The sequence below is a fragment of the Spirillospora sp. NPDC127506 genome, from assembly GCF_040302145.1.
In the GTDB taxonomy this organism is placed as follows: Bacteria; Actinomycetota; Actinomycetes; order Streptosporangiales; family Streptosporangiaceae; genus Spirillospora.
Window position 1 is genome coordinate 1 of the sequence record NZ_JBEORG010000031.1, and the last position, 18,161, is coordinate 18,161.

The following is an 18,161-nucleotide window of genomic DNA, read 5'->3' on the forward strand; positions in this document are numbered from 1 at the left end:
AGACGATCAGCGTCGCGCCGACCGTGCTGGACGACGCCGTCCACCCGGCCTCCGACCTGCCGATCCTGCTGGAGCGGGTGTACGGGCCGCGGGGCTGCTGCGGCGGGATCGGGGGCTGGGACGGGCCGGAGTCGTCGCCCGGCCGGGCGGGCTTGGCCTGCGGCGGGACGGGCGGCACCGGGGCGTCGGCGGCCGGCTCGGGCTTCTTCATCGCGGGGGCGGCCGGCGGCGCGGCGGCCGCGGCCGGCTTGGGCGCGGGGGCCGCCTTGGGGGCCGCGGCTGGCATCGGCTTGGCGGCGGACGCGGCCTGCTGCGGCGCGGGCTGCGCCGGCGGGGCCTGCTTGCGCGGGGCGCTCTGCCGGACGGCGTCCTCGACCATCTTCTCCAGCGGGCCCGCCTCGTTCTCGGCGGTGAGCAGCCGGTGCAGCGTGTCGCTGATCTCGGTGAGCCGCTGCAGCGCCTGGGTGTGGTTCTTGGTGAGCGCGGTGAGCCGCTGCGTGGCGCCCTCGTTGATCACGCTGGCGCGGCGCTCGGACGCGGTGAGGGTGCGCTCGGCCTCCAGCCGCGCGCTCGTCACCGTCTGCTCCGCCTCCTGCTTGGCCGACGAGAGGATGCTCTCCGACTCCTTCTTGGCGGACGCGAGCACGTGGTCGGCCTTCTCCTGCGCCTGGGCGAGGTTCTTGTCGGCGTGCGCCCGGGCCTCCTCGATGATCCGCTTGGACTCCTGCTCGGCGTCCTCGCGGATCTCCGCGCCCTTGGCCTCGGCCTGGGCGACCTTGTCCTGGGCCTCGTCCTCGGCGAGGTTGATGATCTGGCGGAGCCGGTCGCTCAGGTCGTCGCCGGTGGGCTTGCGCGCCTCCCTGAGCTCGGCCATCTCGCGGCGGAGGCGCTCGCCGTCGTCCTGGGCGCGGGCCAGCCGCGCCTCGAGCTCGCGGTGCTTCTGCTGGGCGCGGGCGATGTAGTCGTCGACCTGGCGGCGGTTGTAGCCGCGCATCACGATCTCGAAGGACTCGTCTTGGAGGAGGTTCGGCAGGATCTCGGCTTCGTTGCTCATGGTGCCTTGGGGGTCGTTGGCGGGGGTCATCACCCCGTCAGGGTCGGTTGCGATAACAGCCTCACCCGCCGCAGCGGGCCCACATGGAAACGTCAGGACGACTCTTGTCCGGTCCACCCCATTCGCGCAACCGGAACGCGGTTCTTGCTGCCGTTTCTTCATCTGGATGGGCTCGACAAACTATCTAATCCCGGCAAAGTCCGCTTCCCCCGCGGGGCCGTGTCGCGGGCCGGATCCGGACCGGCCGGGGGACCGGCCGGGGGACGGGTCGGGGGACGGGCCGGGGGACCGGCCGGGTGGGGGCGGCCCGCCGGGCGGCGCCGGCGGCGTCCTAGCATCGGCCCCATGAGCAACCCCGTGAGCTACCTGGGCGCGTTGGGCGACGACCGGCCGAAGATCGACCCGGAGGCGTGGGTCGCGCCCGGCGCGGTCGTCGTCGGGCGGGTGACGCTGGGCCGCGCGTCGAGCGTCTGGTACGGCTCGGTGCTGCGCGCCGAGGACGCGGAGATCGTCGTCGGCGACGAGTGCAACATCCAGGACCTCAGCTGCCTGCACTGCGACCCGGGGATGCCGGCGGTCCTGGAGGACCGCGTCAGCCTCGGGCACAAGGCGATGGTGCACGGCGCGCACGTCGAGACCGGGTCGCTCATCGGCATCGGCGCGATCGTGTTGAACGGCGCCCGCATCGGCGCCGGGACGCTGATCGCCGCGGGCGCGCTGGTGCCGCCCGGCAAGAAGATCCCGTCCGGGGTGCTCGTCGCCGGGACGCCGGGCAAGGTCGTCCGGGAGCTGACCGACGACGACCGGCTCGTGCTGGACTACACGCCCGCGGTCTACATGGAGAAGGCGCGGCGGCACCGCGCCGCCCGGTGGGAGTGACGCCGGTGGGAGTGACGCCGGTGGGAGTGACGCCGTGGGAGTGACGCCGCGGGAGTGACGCGGCGGGAGTGATCTCGCGGGGATGACGCCCCGGGAGCGGCGTCAAGGCCGGTTTGGCTCCGCGCTGACCTGGGGTGATGCGGCCTCTGCGCCGGTCAGGGACACCTCGGGCGTTTTCTGCTGACTACGATGACCATCGTGGTGTGGGGACCGGGCTATGGCAGCGCTCCGCCGGCCGGCCCGCAGCGGGGGCGGGGTCCGTTCGCGGATCCCTTCGCGGAGGCGGAGCGCGACACGCGGGCGATGGTGGCCGCCGCGTGGTGGCCGACCGCGCCGCCGCAGCAGCGCCACCACGCCATCGGCGGCCGCATGCTCGTGCTCCCGGACGGGACGTGGTGGCTGTTCGGCGCGTGGGCCCGCTGGTACCGGCTGCACCCGTCCGACGGCCAGTGGTATCTGTGCCCGCCGCCCCGGACGCCCGCCGTCCGGATGGCGGCGCGGCCCGCGCAGCAGGGCGCCGGGCAGGTGCCGAACCTGCCGCCGCACGTCGTCCCGGCCGGACCCGACTTCGCCTACGACCCGCCGTCGGGGCTGCCGTTCGTGGGGCACGGGTTCGCGACGGAGCTGACGTCGCGCGTCCGGTCGACCCTGGAGTCCGCCGCCGCGCTGCCCGCGCCCGACTACCCGCACCCGTGGCAGGAGTTCACCAAGGAGACGCCGTCCACCGTCGTCGCCGCGTGGGGCGTGATGCTGTGGTGCTCGGCCGCGCCCGCGTTCGACGCGCGGCTGGACGCGCAGATGCTCGACCTCTGGAAGCCGTACCGCGCCAAGCCCCTGCCGGACGTGGACGGCCCGCGCTGGCTGACCCCGCCCACCCTCGAATCGCTCGTCGCGCTCTACGCCGAACGGCTGCGCGCCAGCCGGGTGGACGCGGCGGTCGTGATCCTGCGGACGATGTGGGCCATCGCCAGCGTCCTCCGCGAGGACGTCCGGTTCCAGATGCGGGCGGACGCGCTGCTCGCCATCCTCGGCACCACGCTCGCCAACCCGACCGTCGACTACGGGGCGCTGCCCTACGGCGACCAGGCGATCGTCCAGCAGTGGCTCACCCGGTGCCCGCCCAACCTGGTCCCCTCGCTGCGGAACGAGAGTTCCCCCGGCGACAACTTCAGGCACACCTTCTACACGCTGAGCGAGCTGATAGCGGAACTGTCCGGTGACCCCGCCGATCCCGCCTACCTGGAGCCTCGGCTCGTGGCCGCCGCGCTGCTGGCCGCCGACCTGAACGTCGTCCGCAAGGACATGGTCGGCACCATCGTCCCTTGGCTCGACCCCGAGATCCGCTACACGGTGCAGGCGGTGGCGGAGCAGAAGGGGCATCCGCTGCGCCGCCTCTGGCCGGAGTCCATGCGCCTGCCCGAACCGCTGCGGTCGGCCGCCGGGTCCGGGCCGGGCGCCGAGTCGCTGCTGGCCGCGATGTACGAGGTCGACCTGGCCTGGTGCCGGCTCGGCGGGATGCCCGCGCGGCCGCGCGGCTTCCCCGTCCCGACCGCGATCATCGCCGGGATCATCGGGCGCAACCGGGCCCGCGCCACGGCCGCCGCCGCGGCGCCGACGCCGCCGCCGAACCCGGCGCCCGCGCAGCCGGCGCCGTTCATGCAGAGCCAGCCCGGCCTCGCGCCGGGCGCCCCGCCGCAGCCGCAGGGCGCGCCGTCCGAGCCCGACCGGCCGTTCGTCCAGCCGCCCGCGCAGCCGGGACGGGAGAACGCGCCCGGCCCGGCCGCCGCGCCCGCGGCGAGCCCGCAGCCGGGGCTCGGCCGGCAGGCCGGGTTCGCCTCGCCGGACCCGCTGATCAGCGGTCCGTCCGGGGAGGACGACGAGGCGAGCGCCACGCCGCCGTACACCGAGCTCGGGTTCCAGCGTCCCGGCGCCGCCGCGCAGCCCGCGGCGGCGATGCAGAGCCCGGCGCCGCCGCCCGAGCCCGAACCGCGGCTCGGCGGCTTCTCTCCGCCCGAGGAGGAGCGGGACGAGGACTTCGTGCCGCCCTACACGCAGCTGGGATACCAGCCGGCCGGCGCCGCGCCGCCCCCGCAGGGCGTGCCGCAGCAGCCGGCCGCACCACCGCAGCAGGCCGCGCAGCCCCAGCCGGCCGCGTCGCCTCAGCCGGCCGCGCCGCCGCAGAGCCCGGCCGCGCAGCACGGTCCCGCCGTGAGCGAGGCGATGCCGACCGCGTTCGACTCGCCCGCGACCCGCGTCGAAGGAGGCCGGGGGCCGCGGCGTCCCGGCCCGCCCGCATCCCCGGACTCGCCGCCGGGCACGCGCGTCCTCGGTCCCGGCGACCTTGAGGACGACGCCGCCGGGCCGCCGCCCGTGCCGGCGGGCGGCCCGGGATCGAACCCGCCGGGGACCAAGGTCATGTCGAAGACGATGGTCGGCGACTTCGACTTCCTGGACGACACGCCGTCCCCGGAAAGGCCCGTCGACGAGATCCCGCCGCCCAGCGACCGCAGCACCCGCCGCGTCCTGGAGCGGTTCGGGTTCGCGTTCCTCTACGGGGAGCACGACGCGGCCGCGCTGCTCGCCGACGTCCGCGCGCAGGCCGAGGAGTGGAACGCCCCGGCCGGCGACGAGATCGAGGCGACCCGGGTGGACGGCGCGCCCAGCGCGATCAGGTCGGGCCTGCCCGGCGTGCTGCTGGTCGGCGACCCGCACTCGGGGCAGCGGCGGCTGTCCCGGATGATCGCGCTGACGCTGGCGAACGCGGGCCTCGGCGACGGGTCGATCCGCGCGCACGACGCCGAGGACGTCCGGGACGCGCCGCCGGAGCGGATCGGGCAGATCCTCGCCCGGCCCGGCCCGGTGATCCTGTTCGAGCGGCTGGACGTCGCGATCAGCGACGCGGCCGACCCGGGCGCCGTCGTGGGGGCGGTGCGCCGCGCCCGCCGCGACCCGGTGAACACGACGCCGGTGATCGCGACGTGCGAGCCGCGCGCGTACAAGCGCCTCCTGCGGGACCATCCGAAGCTCGTGCAGGCGTTCCGCGTCCACCGGCTGCCCGACTTCAGCGACCTCGACAACCGGATGACGCTGCTGCACCTGCTGGCGGACGAGCGGCGCGTCACGATCGGCGCGGCCGCGCTGGAGATCGCCCGCGCCGACCTGGAGCGGCTCCGCGGGCCCGGCGACCTGGTCAACGCCCGCCTCGTCGAGGCGTACCTGGACCAGGCGGCGCAGCGGAACATGGAGCGCGCCGGGTCGGCGCACGACCGGCTCGTCCTCACCCCCGACGACCTCGCCGGCGTCGCCGAGGGCATCGAGCCGGCGCTGCGCCCGCCCGGCGACATCGACGGCTACCTGCGCCGGCTCGACCAGCTCACCGGGCTGGAGGACGTCAAGGCGGCCGTCCGGGAACTGGCCGACGAGGCGGCGCTGGCCGCCGACCGCGCCCGGTACGGGGTGCCCGGCGGGGAGGCCCGCCACCTGATCTTCACCGGCCCTCCGGGCACCGGCAAGACGACCGTCGCGGGGCTCGTGGGCGGCATCTACGCGGCGCTGGGGCTGCTGCGGTCCGGGCACGTGGTGGCGTGCCGCCCCGTCCACCTCGCGGGACGCGACCCCGCCGACACCCGCAACCGCGTCGCCGGCATGGTCGACCAGGCCCTCGGCGGGGTGCTGCTCATCCAGGAGGCGTACCGGCTCGACCGCGCGCCCGCCGTCGTGGACGAGCTGCTCCGCCGCATGGGCCAGGGCCGCTTCATCGTCGTCTGTTCGAGCCCGGCGGCGGAGATGGAGGGCTTCCTCGCGGGCAACCCGGCGTTCCGCGCCGAGTTCGCCCGGGTCCTGGAGTTCACCGGGATGGGCGACCGCGACATGGTCCACCTGTTCCAGAGCTACGCCGAGCGCGACCTCTACATGCTGGACGAGGAGCTGCGCGTCGAGCTGCTGTCCCGGTTCGCGTCGATGCGGGAGGACCCCCGGTTCGCCTACGCCCGCACCGTCCGCGCGCTGTTCGAGCAGACGGTGGCGCGGCAGGCGGCCCGGCTGGCGGGCGCCGACGTCAACGCCGCGACCGTGGCCCGGCTGACCGCCCGCGACCTGCCCGAAACGCCGCTGGAGCAGCTGCTCGGCGGCTTCCGCGCCGGAGGCTGACCGCGCCGCCGTCCCCGTCCCGGCAGGACGGTGGCATCAGATGGGCATCACCCGGGAAGACCAGTGGGCAAGGTGGTCCGCGAATGGTCCTCTTGGGTCATGCGCCCGTCGGGGCCGGACGCGTAGCCTCGAACCCGGGTGTGGGGGAACGAACGGAGGTGGACGCGGTGCGCCAGAATCTCGATCTGCGCGTCCACGACCGTGTTGCGCTGGACGAGATCGAACTCTATGCCGAGATGCTCAGTGCGGTGGCCGCGGCGGAGCGGCCGCTCACCGTCGCTGAGATCGACATGGTGCTCGGGGTACGGTCCGACGAAGCCGGTCGTCGCGAGCTGACGCCGCAGGACTAGTTCCGCAGGGCTCGCAGGTTCCGGGGACGCCGATCGGGGCGTCCCCGGTTCGTCATTTCAGCCCCGCCCCAGCCCCGCCCCGGCACGTCCGGCCGGGCGGCCCGCCCGGCGCGATGTAAGCAATCTCACCCGGGCCCCGACACGGCCCCGCAGGTCGCCGCCGATCGCGGGCCGAACCGGCGGACGTCCCTCCAGATACGCCCGCCCGCGACGGGTATGTACCTGGTGATCTAGGGCAATCTTGTAGGTGAGAGGATGGGGGACACCAGTCGAAGCTGGGGCAAAGGTTCTTTTTACGGCGGGTACCGCCTACGATCCTCTGCGGACTGTTCCGGCACATCAGGAGAACGACGTGCGCTTGCGTCTCACGCCGCGTGAGGACAGCTTCTACGACATGTTCGCCGACTCGGCGAACAACCTGGTCACCGGCGCCAGGCTGCTCGTGGAACTCATCAGCGACGGCGCCGACCGGGCGGCGATCGCGGAGAAGATGCGCGCCTGCGAACACGCGGGCGACGAATGCACCCACGCGATCATGCGACGGTTGAACGAAACGTTCATCACGCCCTTCGACCGCGAGGACATCTACCGGCTGGCGTCGACCATAGACGACGTCATGGACGAGATGGAGGAAGCGGCCGACCTCGTCGTCCTCTACAAGATCGACGAGTTCCCCAAGGGCATCGTCGCCATGGTCGAAGTGCTGGAACGGGCCGCCGAACTGACCGCCGAGGCCATGCCCCGGCTGCGCTCCATGAAGGAGCTCAACGAGTACTGGATCGAGATCAACCGGCTCGAGAACCAGGGCGACCAGACCTACCGCAAGCTGCTCGCGCACCTGTTCAGCGGCGAGTACGACACGCTGACCGTGCTGAAGCTGAAGCAGGTCATCGACCGGCTGGAAGACGCGGCGGACGCCTTCGAGCACGTCGCCAACACGGTCGAGACCATAGCGGTCAAGGAATCATGAGCGCTGCCGAGGAACCCGGCGTGACCATCACCCGGGAACCGTCCCCGCAGGACGAAACCACCTCCCTCGGCGAGCAGGCCACGCGCCGGGTCTCCGGCCGGGCCTGGCTGCTCCTCCTCGCCGGCATCCTGCTGGTCATGGTCGGCGGCGCGCTCGGGCTCCGGTCCGACGCGCAGATGGCCGTCCTCATCATGGTCGTCGTCGTCGCGCTCGTCTTCGACTACACCAACGGCTTCCACGACGCGGCCAACGCGATCGCCACCGCGGTCTCCACCCGCGCGCTGACACCCCGCGTCGCGCTCGGCATGGCCGCCGCCATGAACATGATCGGCGCGCTGCTCGGCGTCGGCGTCGCCAAGACCGTCAGCGAAGTCATCACCCCGCCGTCCGGCCTGCACGGGCTCACCGTCGTCGCCGCCGGCGTCCTCGGCGCCATCACCTGGAACCTGATCACCTGGTACTTCGGGCTGCCGTCCTCGTCCTCGCACGCCCTCATCGGCGGCGTCGTCGGCGCCGGGCTGGCCTCACTGTCCTCCGTGAACTGGTCCACCGTCGTCGACAAGGTCGCCGTCCCCATGGTGGTGTCCCCCGTCGTCGGCTTCTGCCTCGCCTACCTCGTCATGGTGGCCATCCTGTGGATCTTCCGGCGGGCCAACCCGTCCCGGGTCGGCCGCCGCTTCCGCATCGCCCAGACCATGTCCGCCGCGTCCCTCGCACTCGGCCACGGCCTCCAAGACGCCCAGAAGACCATGGGCATCATCGTCCTCGCCCTCGTCACCACCGGGCACGCCGACGGCAGCACCGTGCCCTGGTGGGTGGTCATCGTCTGCGCCGGCGCCCTGTCCGCCGGCACCTACGCGGGCGGCTGGCGCATCATGCGCACCCTCGGCCGCAAAGTCATCGAAGTCGACCCGCCCAAGGGCTTCGCCGCCGAAGCGACGGCCTCCGTCGTCCTCTACACCACCGCGTTCATCTGGCACGCTCCAATCAGCACGACCCACACCATCACCTCAGCGATCATGGGATCGGGCGCCACCAAGCGCCTCTCCGCCGTCCGCTGGGGCGTCGCCGGCAACATCCTCGTGGCCTGGGTCCTCACCATGCCCGCCGCCGCCGTGGTGGCCGCGGTCGTGTACTACGTGGTGCACTTCTTCGGGGCGTGACCATGTGGGGGGGCTGTGTTTGCCCAGGGGGGCGACCCCCTGGAACCCCCGTTAGCGACGCAGGCGATCCTCGCTCCTTTGTTGCGGTTTCTGTGCCTGTTGCGGTTTGTGCGGGGTCGCTGCGGTCGCCTGCGTCGCCGGGCATGCCCGCTGCGGGCGCTAGAGCGCCCTTCGCGTGCCTGCCCGTGGTGGTCGGTTCGGTCTGCGGCCCGGCTCGGGTCTGGTCCAAGAGCGTTTGAATCGTGCTCGTCCGAGAGGCGGCTGTGTTGGTTCAGGGGGCGACCCGCTGGAACGCTCGTGGGCGCCGCTTCGGTTGGTGCTGTGGCTCGGGTTTGGTCTAGGAGGGCTTGGGTTGTGCTCGTCAAAGAGGCGCTTGGTTGGGGTCGGTCGGTGAGTGCGGGGTGGCTTGGTGGTGCGCGTGGCCCGGGGCGGACGTTGTTGGGCGTCCGCCCCGGGCCACGGGTGGTCGGGGTTACTGGCCGGAGATCCGGTTCAGCGGGGGCGGGCTGATGGTGCCCTGGGCGTTGAAGTACGCGACGAACGTGTCCAGGTCTATGGCGCCCAAGACCTGGTCCTGGCCCTCGGTGAAGACTGTGAAGCCGTCGCCGCCGCCCAGGAGGAAGTTGTTCGCCGCGACCTTGTAGGTGGCGGCCGGGTCGATCGGGGCGCCGTCGATCGTGATGTCGGAGACGCGGTCGCCGACCGGCTTCGAGCGGTCGATGGTGAAGTGCAGGTTCGCCGACGGCTGGAGGATCTTCTCGCCCGCGGACGTCCACTGCTGTTCGAGGAGGGCGTCGAGCTGCGCGCCCGTCAGGGACGTCACGCCCATCACGTTGCTGAACGGCTGGACGGCGAACGCCTCGCCGTAGGTGACGACGCCGTCGCCCTCCGAGCCGCTCGCGGCGTAGATGAGGTCCGTGCGGACGCCGCCCGGGTTCATCAGCGCGACCTGCGCGCCGAGGTCCTGGGTGCCGGCGAGCTGGGCGTCGGCGATGACGTCGCCGAGCGCGGTCTCGCCCGCGGGGGACGGGGTGCGGGTCAGGTCCGCGGTGATCTTGCCGATGGGCTTGTCGGCGATCGTGGAGACGCGGTCCTTCCAGGTCTGGACGAACTTCTCCGTCGCCGGGTCCGGCGGGACGTCGCGGGTCACGACGTGGTTGTCGCCCTTGACCGAGGAGCGGATGATGTCACCGGTCCGCCGGTTCACCTTGAGGTTGACCTCGGTGATCACGCGGCCGAAGGACGAGCCGGAGGAGAACAGGCGCGGCTGCCCCTTCGGGTCCTTCACCGAGCAGATGTACTGCTGGTGCGTGTGGCCCGAGAGGACGACGTCGATCTCGGGGTCGGCCTCCTGCGCGATGCGGGAGCCGGCGCCGGGGATGATGCCGCACTGGTCGGGGCGGGTGCCGGGCTGCACCTGATCGCCCTCGTGCACCAGCAGCACGATCGCGCGGACGTGCCGGCGCTTCAGCTCGCGCGCGGCACGGTTCGCGGCGGCGACCTCGTCGTCGAACCGCAGGCCCTTGATGCCCTCGGCGGTGACGATGGTCGGGGTGGTCTTGGTGACGAGGCCGATGAAGCCGACGCGGACGCCGTTGATGCGCCGGATCGTCCACGGCTTCAGGATCGGGCGCTCCTTGTGGCCGCGCTTCTTCAGCACGTTCGCGGCGAGGTAGTCGAACTTCGCGCCGCGCCACTTGCCCTCGGGGGAGCAGCCGTCCACCGGGTGGCAGCCGCCGTTCTGGAGGCGCAGCAGCTCCTCGTAGCCCTCGTCGAACTCGTGGTTGCCGACCGCCGACGCCGTCACGCCGATGTCGCCCATGAACTGGACGGACGGCTCGTCGTGGTAGGCGGCGGACAGCAGCGGCGAGGCGCCGACCAGGTCGCCCTGCGCGACCGTGAGGGTGTCGCGGTTGCGCAGCTGCTTGATGTGGGTCGCGATGTAGGCGGCGCCCCCGGCGAGGACGGTGTTGCCGTTCTCGTCGATGGCGTTGCCCGAGCTGCCGCTCGGCGGCTCCAGGTTGCCGTGGAAGTCGTTCAGCGCGAGCAGGCGTACGGACGCGGTCGGTGCGGGCCGCGCGGCGGCGGGTTGCGCCGACAGGGCCACGACCGTCAGCCCCGCCGCGGCGCAGGCCAGGATGGTGCGTCGTCGAGTCATTCTGTGGACGGTAGGTACGGCCGGCATACGGATCCCGGCGGCACGGTGACGTTTTTGTGACAAATTGATCAGGATCCCCGGTGATCTTTGCGTCCGGCCGGACGCATAGGGTGGCGGGCGTGAGTGAGCTGCGGGCGCGCGGGACGCTGGGGGACGCCGAGGTCGCGGAGGTGCTGGCGCTGGTCGAGGCCGCGGAGCGGGCCGACGGGGTGGGGCCGCTGAGCGAGCACGCCCTGCTGGCGCTGCGGGGCGGACGGTCCGGGTTCGCGATCTCCGAGGGCGGGACGATCGTGGCGTACGCCCATTTCGATCCGGCGAGCGAGGACGAGCCCGCGTCGGGGGAGCTGGTCGTCCACCCGGAGCACCGGCGCCGCGGGCACGGGCGTGCCCTGCTCCGCGCCCTGCGTGAGGAGGCCCCGCTGCGGGTGTGGGCGCACGGCGATCTGCCCGCCGCCGCCGCGCTGGCCGCCTCGGAGGGGATGGAGCGGGTCCGCGCGCTGTTCCAGATGCGGCGCCCGGCGTCCGGCCCCCTGCCGGAGGTGCGCGTCGCCGACGGTGTGGTGCTGCGCACCTTCGAGCCCGGGCGGGACGAGCAGGCGTGGCTGGAGGTCAACGCCCGCGCGTTCGCCGACCACCCCGAGCAGGGCGCCTGGACGATCGGCGACCTCCGCGAGCGCGAAGCCGAGGAGTGGTTCGACCCGGCCGGCTTCTTCCTCGCCGAGCGTGACGGGCGGCTCGTCGGCTTCCACTGGACGAAGGTCCACCCCGGCAAGGTCGGCGAGGTCTACGTGGTGGGCGTCGACCCCGACGCTCAGGGGCTCGGGCTGGGGCGCACCCTCACGCTGAAGGGCCTGCACCACCTGCGCGACATCGGCATGGAGCAGTTCATGCTCTACGTGGACGAATCGAACGTCGCGGCCGTCCGGCTGTACGAGTCGCTGGGCTTCACGAAGTACGCCGTCGACGTGATGTACGCCTGACGGCGAGCCCGTCTCGACCGGGTTCTTGTGCGGGTGAGCCGCGCCGTTAACCCGGCGTCCATGGCAAATCGGAGCATTCTTCGCAACTCTGCACGTATCCGTTCATCTGCCGTTCACCTGGAGCGGGGTGCCCGGTCACCTCGGCTGCCTAGCGTCGCACTCGACGGCCTGGGGCGGGAGGAACCGCCCCACGGAACTCAGAGGAGACCCTCCGGTGAAGAACGGTTCCCGGCTCGCCGCCCTGGGCGGCGTGGTCGTCGCGGGCGCGCTCGCCCTGTCCGCCTGCGGGAGCGACGACAACACGACGGCGACCGCGGGCAGCGCGCCGTCCGGCGACATCGACTGCGCGAAGGCCGGCGTCAACGCGGCCGGGTCCAGCGCGCAGAAGAACGCGATCGAGGAGTGGACGAAGCTCTACGCGAGCAGGTGCGCGGGCGCCGACCTGAACTACAACCCGAGCGGGTCGGGCGCCGGCATCCAGGCGTTCACCGGCGGCCAGGTCTCCTTCGCCGGCTCGGACTCGGTGCTCAAGCCCGAGGAGGCCGCCGCCGCGAAGGAGCGCTGCGAGGGGAGCGACGCGCTGAACCTGCCGATGGTCGTCGGCCCCGTCGCGGTCGTCTACAACCTGCAGGGCGTGGACGGGCTGAAGCTGTCCCCCGAGAACATCGCCAAGATCTTCTCCGGCAGGATCACGAAGTGGGACGATCCGGCGATCGCGAAGGAGAACGAGGGCGCGAAGCTCCCGTCGTCCGACATCAAGCCGATCTACCGCTCGGACGAGTCCGGCACCACCGACAACTTCACGAACTACCTGCACACCGTCGCGCCGGACATCTGGACGTGGGAGAAGGCCAAGAAGTGGCCGAACTCCACCGGCCAGGGCGCCGCCAAGTCCGACGGCGTCACCAGCCAGGTGAAGAACACCGCCGGCGCGATCTCCTACGTGGAGATGTCGTACGCGGAGAACAACAAGCTGCAGACCGCGCACGTGAAGAACGGCGCCGGCGAGTACACCGAGCTGTCGCCGGAGAGCGCGTCCAAGGCCGTCGCGGGCGCGGAGGTCACCGGCACCGGCAACGACGTCGCACTGAAGATCGACTACACGACGAAGGAGCCGGGCTCCTACCCGATCGTCCTCGTCACCTACGAGATCGCATGTGAGAAGGGGCTGCCGGCCGAGCAGGCGGCGTTCGTCAAGTCCTTCCTCACCTACGCCTCCAGCGCGGACGGCCAGAAGATCCTGAGCGGCCTCGGGTACGCGCCGCTGCCGCAGAGCGTCCTCACCAAGGTCCAGGCGTCCGTGCGGGCGCTGGCCTGATCACCGGCGCCCGCGTGGGTTCGATCCGAGGAGGTTCCCCCTCATGACCACCGAGACCGGCGTCGGGGTGCGCGCCGCGCCCCTCGACCGCGCGGCCACCCCGATGGGCACCGGACGCGCCGGAGACCTGATCTTCGCCGGCGCGGCCCGCGGCTCCGGCATCGCCGTGCTGGCGATCGTCGCCGCGATCGGCGCGTTCCTCGTGTGGAAGGCCGTCCCGGCCCTCCGGGAGAACGAGGCGAACTTCCTCACCAGCGAGACTTGGGACCCGAACGCGGCGCCGCCGAGGTTCGGCATCGCGCAGCTGGCGTTCGGCACCGTGGTGTCGTCGCTGCTCGCGATGCTCATCGCGGCGCCGATCGCGATCGGGGTCGCGCTGTTCATCTCCTTCTACTCGCCGCGGCGGCTGGCGTCCGGGCTCGGCTACGTCGTCGACCTGCTCGCCGCCGTCCCCAGCATCGTGTACGGGCTGTGGGGGCTCGCGTTCCTGTCGCGGCACATGGAGGGGATCAGCGCCTTCCTCAACGGTGCGCTCGGCTGGATCCCGCTGTTCGGCGGCGACAGCCCCGGCAAGAACTCGATCTTCACCGCCTCGGTGGTGCTGGCGATCATGATCCTGCCGATCATCTCGTCCCTCTCCCGGGAGGTGTTCCTGCAGGTCCCGCGCGCCAACGTGGAGGCGGCCCTCGCGATCGGCGCGACCCGCTGGGAGATGATCCGGATGGCGGTGCTGCCGTACGGGCGGTCCGGCATGATCGGCGCGTCGATGCTCGGCCTCGGCCGCGCGATGGGCGAGACGATCGCCGTCGCGATGGTGCTGACGTTCGTGCCCGGCATCAACTGGCACGTCCTGGAGGACGGCGGCGCCACGTTCGCCGCCAACATCGCCAACGGCTTCGCCGAGGCGTCCGTCACCGGGCGCGGCGCGCTGATCGCCTCCGGGCTCGTGCTGTTCGTGATCACCCTGGTCGTCAACATGGCCGCCCGGGCGGTCGTCGCGCGCCGGAAGGGGTTCGCATGAGCGCCTTGGGCCCGGTCTCGCCCGCCCGGAAGTTCACGGACCGGCTCGTCCAGGGGCTGGTCTATCTGGCGTTCGCGCTCGCGCTCATCCCGCTGGTGTCGGTGCTGTGGACGGTCGCCGTCAACGGCGCCGAGCGGCTCGACCTCACGTTCTTCCAGTTCTCGATGAACGCGGTCAGCGGCAGCGACCCGGGCGGCGGCGCCTACCACGCCATCGTCGGCACGCTGGAGCAGGTCGCGATCACCACCGCGATCGCCGTCCCGCTCTCCATCCTCACCGCGATCTACCTGGTCGAGTACGCCGGCGGCGGGCGGCTCGGCAAGGTCATCGGCTTCACGGTGGACGTGATGACGGGCATACCGTCCATCGTCGCGGGCCTGTTCGTGCTGGCGCTGTGGCTGCTGACGTTCGGGTTCGGCTTCTCCGGGTTCGCCGGATCGCTGGCCCTGACGATCCTGATGATCCCGACCGTGGTCAGGTCCGCGGAGGAGATGCTGAAGCTCGTCCCGAACGACCTGCGCGAGGCGTCCTACGCGCTCGGCGTGCCGCGCTGGCGGACGATCTGCCTCGTCGTCCTGCCGACCGCGATGACCGGCATCGTCACCGGCGTGATGCTCGCCGTCGCCCGCGTCATGGGGGAGACCGCGCCGCTGCTGCTCACGATCTTCTTCACCAAGGCGATCAACGACGACCCGTTCGACGGGCCGCAGGCGTCCCTGCCCACCTTCATCTGGGAGCAGGCCGCCGACCCCCACCGGCACTCGATCGACCGCGCCTGGACGGGGGCGCTCGTGCTGATCGGGATCATCATGCTGCTCAACCTGGTCGCCCGCCTCTTCGCCCGGCGCACCGCGCGCCGCTAGGGAAGGAAGTACATGGCCAAGCGGATCGACGTCTCCGGACTGCACGCCTACTACGGCGGCGTCCACGCCATCGCGGACATCTCGATGACGATCGAGCCGCGCTCGGTGACGGCGTTCATCGGGCCGTCGGGCTGCGGCAAGTCCACTTTCCTGCGCACGCTGAACCGGATGCACGAGGTCATCCCGGGCGCGCGCGTCGAAGGCAAGGTCATGCTGGACGACGCGGACCTGTACGACCCGTCCGTCGACCCCGTCGCGGTGCGCCGCGTCGTCGGCATGGTGTTCCAGCGGCCCAACCCGTTCCCCACCATGTCGATCTACGACAACGTGGCGGCCGGGCTGAAGCTGAACGGCGTCCGCCGCAAGTCCCGCCTGGACGAGATCGTCGAGGAGTCCCTGCGCGGCGCCAACCTGTGGAACGAGGTCAAGGACCGCCTCGGCAAGCCCGGCGCCGGGCTGTCGGGCGGCCAGCAGCAGCGGCTCTGCATCGCCCGCGCGATCGCCGTCCAGCCCCAGGTCCTGCTGATGGACGAGCCGTGCTCCGCCCTCGACCCCATCTCCACCCTCGCGATCGAGGACCTGATCGACAAGCTGAAGACCCGGTACACGATCGTGATCGTCACCCACAACATGCAGCAGGCCGCCCGCGTCAGCGACCGCACGGCCTTCTTCAACATCGCCGGGACCGGCGAGCCGGGCAGGCTCATCGAGATCGGCGACACCGGCAAGATCTTCGCGAACCCCGAGCGGAAGGCCACCGAGGACTACATCACCGGCCGCTTCGGCTGACCCCTCGCATGCTCCGGCGTGCCGGGCGGCCGAGCGCGCCGCGCGGGTCTACGGTGCCGTTGGCGCTGGAGACGAAAGGCGGCGTGGCGGTGATCGGGATGGCGTGGGTACGGGCTCGCCGTGCCGCCGTGTCCCTGATCGCGGTGGCCGCCGGACTGTCGGGGTGCGGGGGCGATTCGGGTCAGGGCGTCACCGTCCAGGTAGGGCGGGCGCACTGCGGGCAAGGGTGGTCCCGCTCGCCCGCCGGTACGCGGGTGCTGCTCGTCCACAACGGCGACTCCTCGGCGGTCGACGTCACGGTCGTCTCGGGCGGGGCGGTCTTCGCGGAGCTGGAGGACGCCGGGCCGGGGACGACGCGTCCGCTCCGTGTCAGCCTCGCGGCCGGGACGTATGCGGTCATCTGCCGCCCGGAGGACGCCGCTTCCGTCACGGGGCCGCAGATCCGGGTGACCGGTGCGGGCGGGGGAGCGCGCGGCGTCCGCCCGATCACGCGCAACGACCTCTATCCGGCGGTGCGGGCCTACCGGGCCTATGTCGCGCGCGGCCTCGACAGGCTGAAGGACCGCACGGACGAGCTGCGCGACGCCGTCCGGTCGGGCGATCTGGACGCGGCCCGCGCGGCGTGGCTGCCGGCGCATCTGGCCTACGAGCGGCTCGGCGCCGCCTACGGGACGTTCGGCGACCTCGCGGACGCGATCGACGGCAGCCCGGCGGGGCTGCCGGAGGGCGTCCGCGACGCCGGGTTCACCGGGTTCCACCGGGTCGAGCACGGGCTGTGGCATGGGGAGCCGGCGGCTTCGCTGCGCGGCCCGGCCGACCGGCTGGCGGCCGACGTCGAGGCGTTGCGGGACGGCTTCCCGCGCGAGCAGACCGACCCCGGCGACCTCGGGCTCCGCGCCCACGAGATCCTGGAGGGCACGCTCCGGTTCGAGCTGACCGGCAAGGCCGACCAGGGCAGCGGGACGATGCTCGCCACGGCCGCCGCCGACGTCGACGCGACCCGCGCGGTGCTCGACCCGCTGCGTCCGCTGCTCAACGGCCGGATGGACCTGGCCGGGATCGACGCCCGGCTCGACCGCGCCGCGCGTCTGCTGCGGGCGCAGCACCGGCACGGGCGGTGGACTCCGCTGAGCCGGCTGAGCATCAGGGAGCGTGAACGCATCGACGGCGCCGTCGGCGAACTCGTCGAGTCGCTGTCGTCGGTCGCGACCATCGCCGCCGTCCGGAGGACGCCATGACCGGCCCGGGCGCGCGTGCAGCGGGAGCCTCCGTCGGGCGGCGCGCCTTCCTGCGCGGGGCGGCGGTCGCCGGAGTCGCGGGCGCGGTCGTCCGGGGCGGGCCGGCCGGGGGAGCGGCGTCTCCACCCTCCGCGTTCCACGGCGTCCATCAGGCCGGGGTCCTGGACGGGCCGCAGGAGCGCGCGATCGTCGTCGCGTTCGACGTGATCACCGAGAGGCGCGCCGAACTGGCGGAGCTGTTCCGTGCGCTGACCGTTCGCGCGCGGACGCTGACAGGCGGCGGAGCGCCGGCGGAGGTGGGCGTCACCGGGCCGCCGCCCGATTCCGGCATCCTCGGGCCGGACGTTCCCGCCGGGGGGCTCACGGTGACCGCCGGCGTGGGGGCGTCGCTGTTCGACGACCGCTTCGGGCTGGCCTCGCGGCGTCCCGCGCGGCTGGGCCCGATGCGGACGTTCCCGAACGACGACCTCGACCCCGCCTGGTGCCACGGCGACCTGCTGCTGCAGTTCGCCGCCTCCGAGGAGGACACCGTCCTGCACGCGCTGCGGGACGTCTGCCGGCACACGCGCGGCGCCATGCAGATCCGGTGGCGGATGAACGGCTTCGTCAGCAGGCCGCGGCCGTCCGGGACGCCCCGCAACCTCATGGGCTTCAAGGACGGCATCGCCAACCCCGACACCGGGCGCGCAGCCGAGATGGACCGCCTCGTCTGGGCCGCGCGGGACGGCTCCGAACCCGCCTGGACGGCGGGCGGAACGTACCAGGTCGTCCGGCTCATCCGGATGTTCGTGGAGTTCTGGGACCGGGTCGGCCTCGCCGAGCAGGAGCGCATCTTCGGCCGCTGCCGCGAGACCGGCGCGCCGCTCGACGGCACCCGCGAGTCGGACGTCCCCCGCTACGCGCTGGACCCGGTCGGCGACGTGATCCCGCTGACCAGCCACATCAGGCGCGCCAACCCGCGCGTTCCCGAGACGGACGGCAGCCGCATCCTGCGCCGGGCCTGGAACTACGACCGGGGCGTGGACGAGGCCGGAGACCTCGACATGGGCCTGATCTTCACCTGTTTCCAGCAGGACCCGCGCCGGCAGTTCGAGGCCGTCCAGGAACGGCTGCTCGACGAGCCGCTCGCCGACTACATATCTCCGTTCGGCGGCGGTCATTTCTTCACACTTCCGGGTGTCGCCGACGCCTCCGACCACTTCGGCAGGGCTCTACTCGCGGAGTAGGGG

General features: G+C 72.6%; 14 protein-coding genes. 12 read left to right on the forward strand and 2 right to left on the reverse strand.

Translation table 11 applies throughout. The features are described 5' to 3' along the window. A partial coding sequence (locus ABTW95_RS25770; protein WP_500227620.1) for a hypothetical protein occupies nt 1–1,054 on the reverse strand: 1,054 nt, incomplete at its 3' end. Between the two features lie 345 nt (nt 1,055–1,399). Between ABTW95_RS25770 and ABTW95_RS25775 the strand changes: the two genes are divergently transcribed. The 5 genes from ABTW95_RS25775 (at nt 1,400) to ABTW95_RS25795 (ending at nt 8,565) form a co-directional block, all read left to right on the forward strand. Then, complete coding sequence (locus tag ABTW95_RS25775) at nt 1,400–1,933, forward strand: gamma carbonic anhydrase family protein (RefSeq protein WP_396452765.1); 534 nt, start codon at nt 1,400–1,402, stop codon at nt 1,931–1,933. A gap of 189 nt (nt 1,934–2,122) precedes the next feature. Further along, entirely contained in the window at nt 2,123–6,082 is a 3,960-nt protein-coding gene (locus tag ABTW95_RS25780) for an EccA family type VII secretion system protein (RefSeq protein ID WP_500227621.1), read from the forward strand. 158 nt (nt 6,083–6,240) lie between these two features. After that, complete coding sequence (locus ABTW95_RS25785) at nt 6,241–6,432, forward strand: hypothetical protein (RefSeq protein ID WP_021597037.1); 192 nt, start codon at nt 6,241–6,243, stop codon at nt 6,430–6,432. 352 nt (nt 6,433–6,784) lie between these two features. Then, a complete protein-coding gene (locus ABTW95_RS25790; protein ID WP_396452768.1) occupies nt 6,785–7,402 on the forward strand; it encodes a DUF47 domain-containing protein in 618 nt (205 codons plus the stop codon). Continuing rightward, on the forward strand, nt 7,399–8,565 hold the full coding sequence (locus ABTW95_RS25795) for an inorganic phosphate transporter (RefSeq protein WP_500227622.1): 1,167 nt from the start codon (nt 7,399–7,401) through the stop codon (nt 8,563–8,565). The genes ABTW95_RS25790 and ABTW95_RS25795 overlap by 4 nt, the downstream gene beginning before the upstream one ends. A 472-nt stretch (nt 8,566–9,037) precedes the next feature. On the opposite strand, the gene ABTW95_RS25800 is transcribed toward ABTW95_RS25795, so the two are convergent. After that, on the reverse strand, nt 9,038–10,723 hold the full coding sequence (locus ABTW95_RS25800) for a bifunctional metallophosphatase/5'-nucleotidase (protein WP_396449967.1): 1,686 nt from the start codon (nt 10,721–10,723) through the stop codon (nt 9,038–9,040). 119 nt (nt 10,724–10,842) lie between these two features. Between ABTW95_RS25800 and mshD the strand changes: the two genes are divergently transcribed. The 7 genes from mshD to efeB all read left to right on the forward strand — a co-directional run bounded on the left by mshD (nt 10,843) and on the right by efeB (nt 18,158). Next, the gene (gene mshD, locus ABTW95_RS25805; RefSeq protein WP_500227623.1) at nt 10,843–11,703 is read left to right on the forward strand and encodes a mycothiol synthase; all 861 of its coding nucleotides are present in this window, start codon (nt 10,843–10,845) and stop codon (nt 11,701–11,703) included. Between the two features lie 214 nt (nt 11,704–11,917). Continuing rightward, on the forward strand, nt 11,918–13,021 hold the full coding sequence (pstS, locus tag ABTW95_RS25810) for a phosphate ABC transporter substrate-binding protein PstS (RefSeq protein ID WP_500227624.1): 1,104 nt from the start codon (nt 11,918–11,920) through the stop codon (nt 13,019–13,021). A 43-nt stretch (nt 13,022–13,064) separates the two neighbouring features. Next, nucleotides 13,065–14,042 carry a phosphate ABC transporter permease subunit PstC gene (gene pstC / locus ABTW95_RS25815; protein WP_500227625.1) on the forward strand — a complete coding sequence of 326 codons (978 nt, stop codon included), beginning with the start codon at nt 13,065–13,067 and terminating at the stop codon, nt 14,040–14,042. After that, the gene (gene pstA / locus ABTW95_RS25820; RefSeq protein WP_500227626.1) at nt 14,039–14,905 is read left to right on the forward strand and encodes a phosphate ABC transporter permease PstA; all 867 of its coding nucleotides are present in this window, start codon (nt 14,039–14,041) and stop codon (nt 14,903–14,905) included. Before pstC ends, pstA begins: the two co-directional genes overlap by 4 nt. A 12-nt stretch (nt 14,906–14,917) precedes the next feature. After that, complete coding sequence (pstB, locus tag ABTW95_RS25825; protein ID WP_500227627.1) at nt 14,918–15,694, forward strand: phosphate ABC transporter ATP-binding protein PstB; 777 nt, start codon at nt 14,918–14,920, stop codon at nt 15,692–15,694. 128 nt (nt 15,695–15,822) lie between these two features. Beyond that, nucleotides 15,823–16,932, forward strand: a complete 1,110-nt coding sequence (locus tag ABTW95_RS25830; protein ID WP_500227628.1) for an EfeM/EfeO family lipoprotein — start codon at nt 15,823–15,825, stop codon at nt 16,930–16,932. Further along, on the forward strand, nt 16,929–18,158 hold the full coding sequence (gene efeB, locus ABTW95_RS25835; protein ID WP_500227629.1) for an iron uptake transporter deferrochelatase/peroxidase subunit: 1,230 nt from the start codon (nt 16,929–16,931) through the stop codon (nt 18,156–18,158). Before ABTW95_RS25830 ends, efeB begins: the two co-directional genes overlap by 4 nt. Nucleotides 18,159–18,161: the final 3 nt, after the last annotated feature.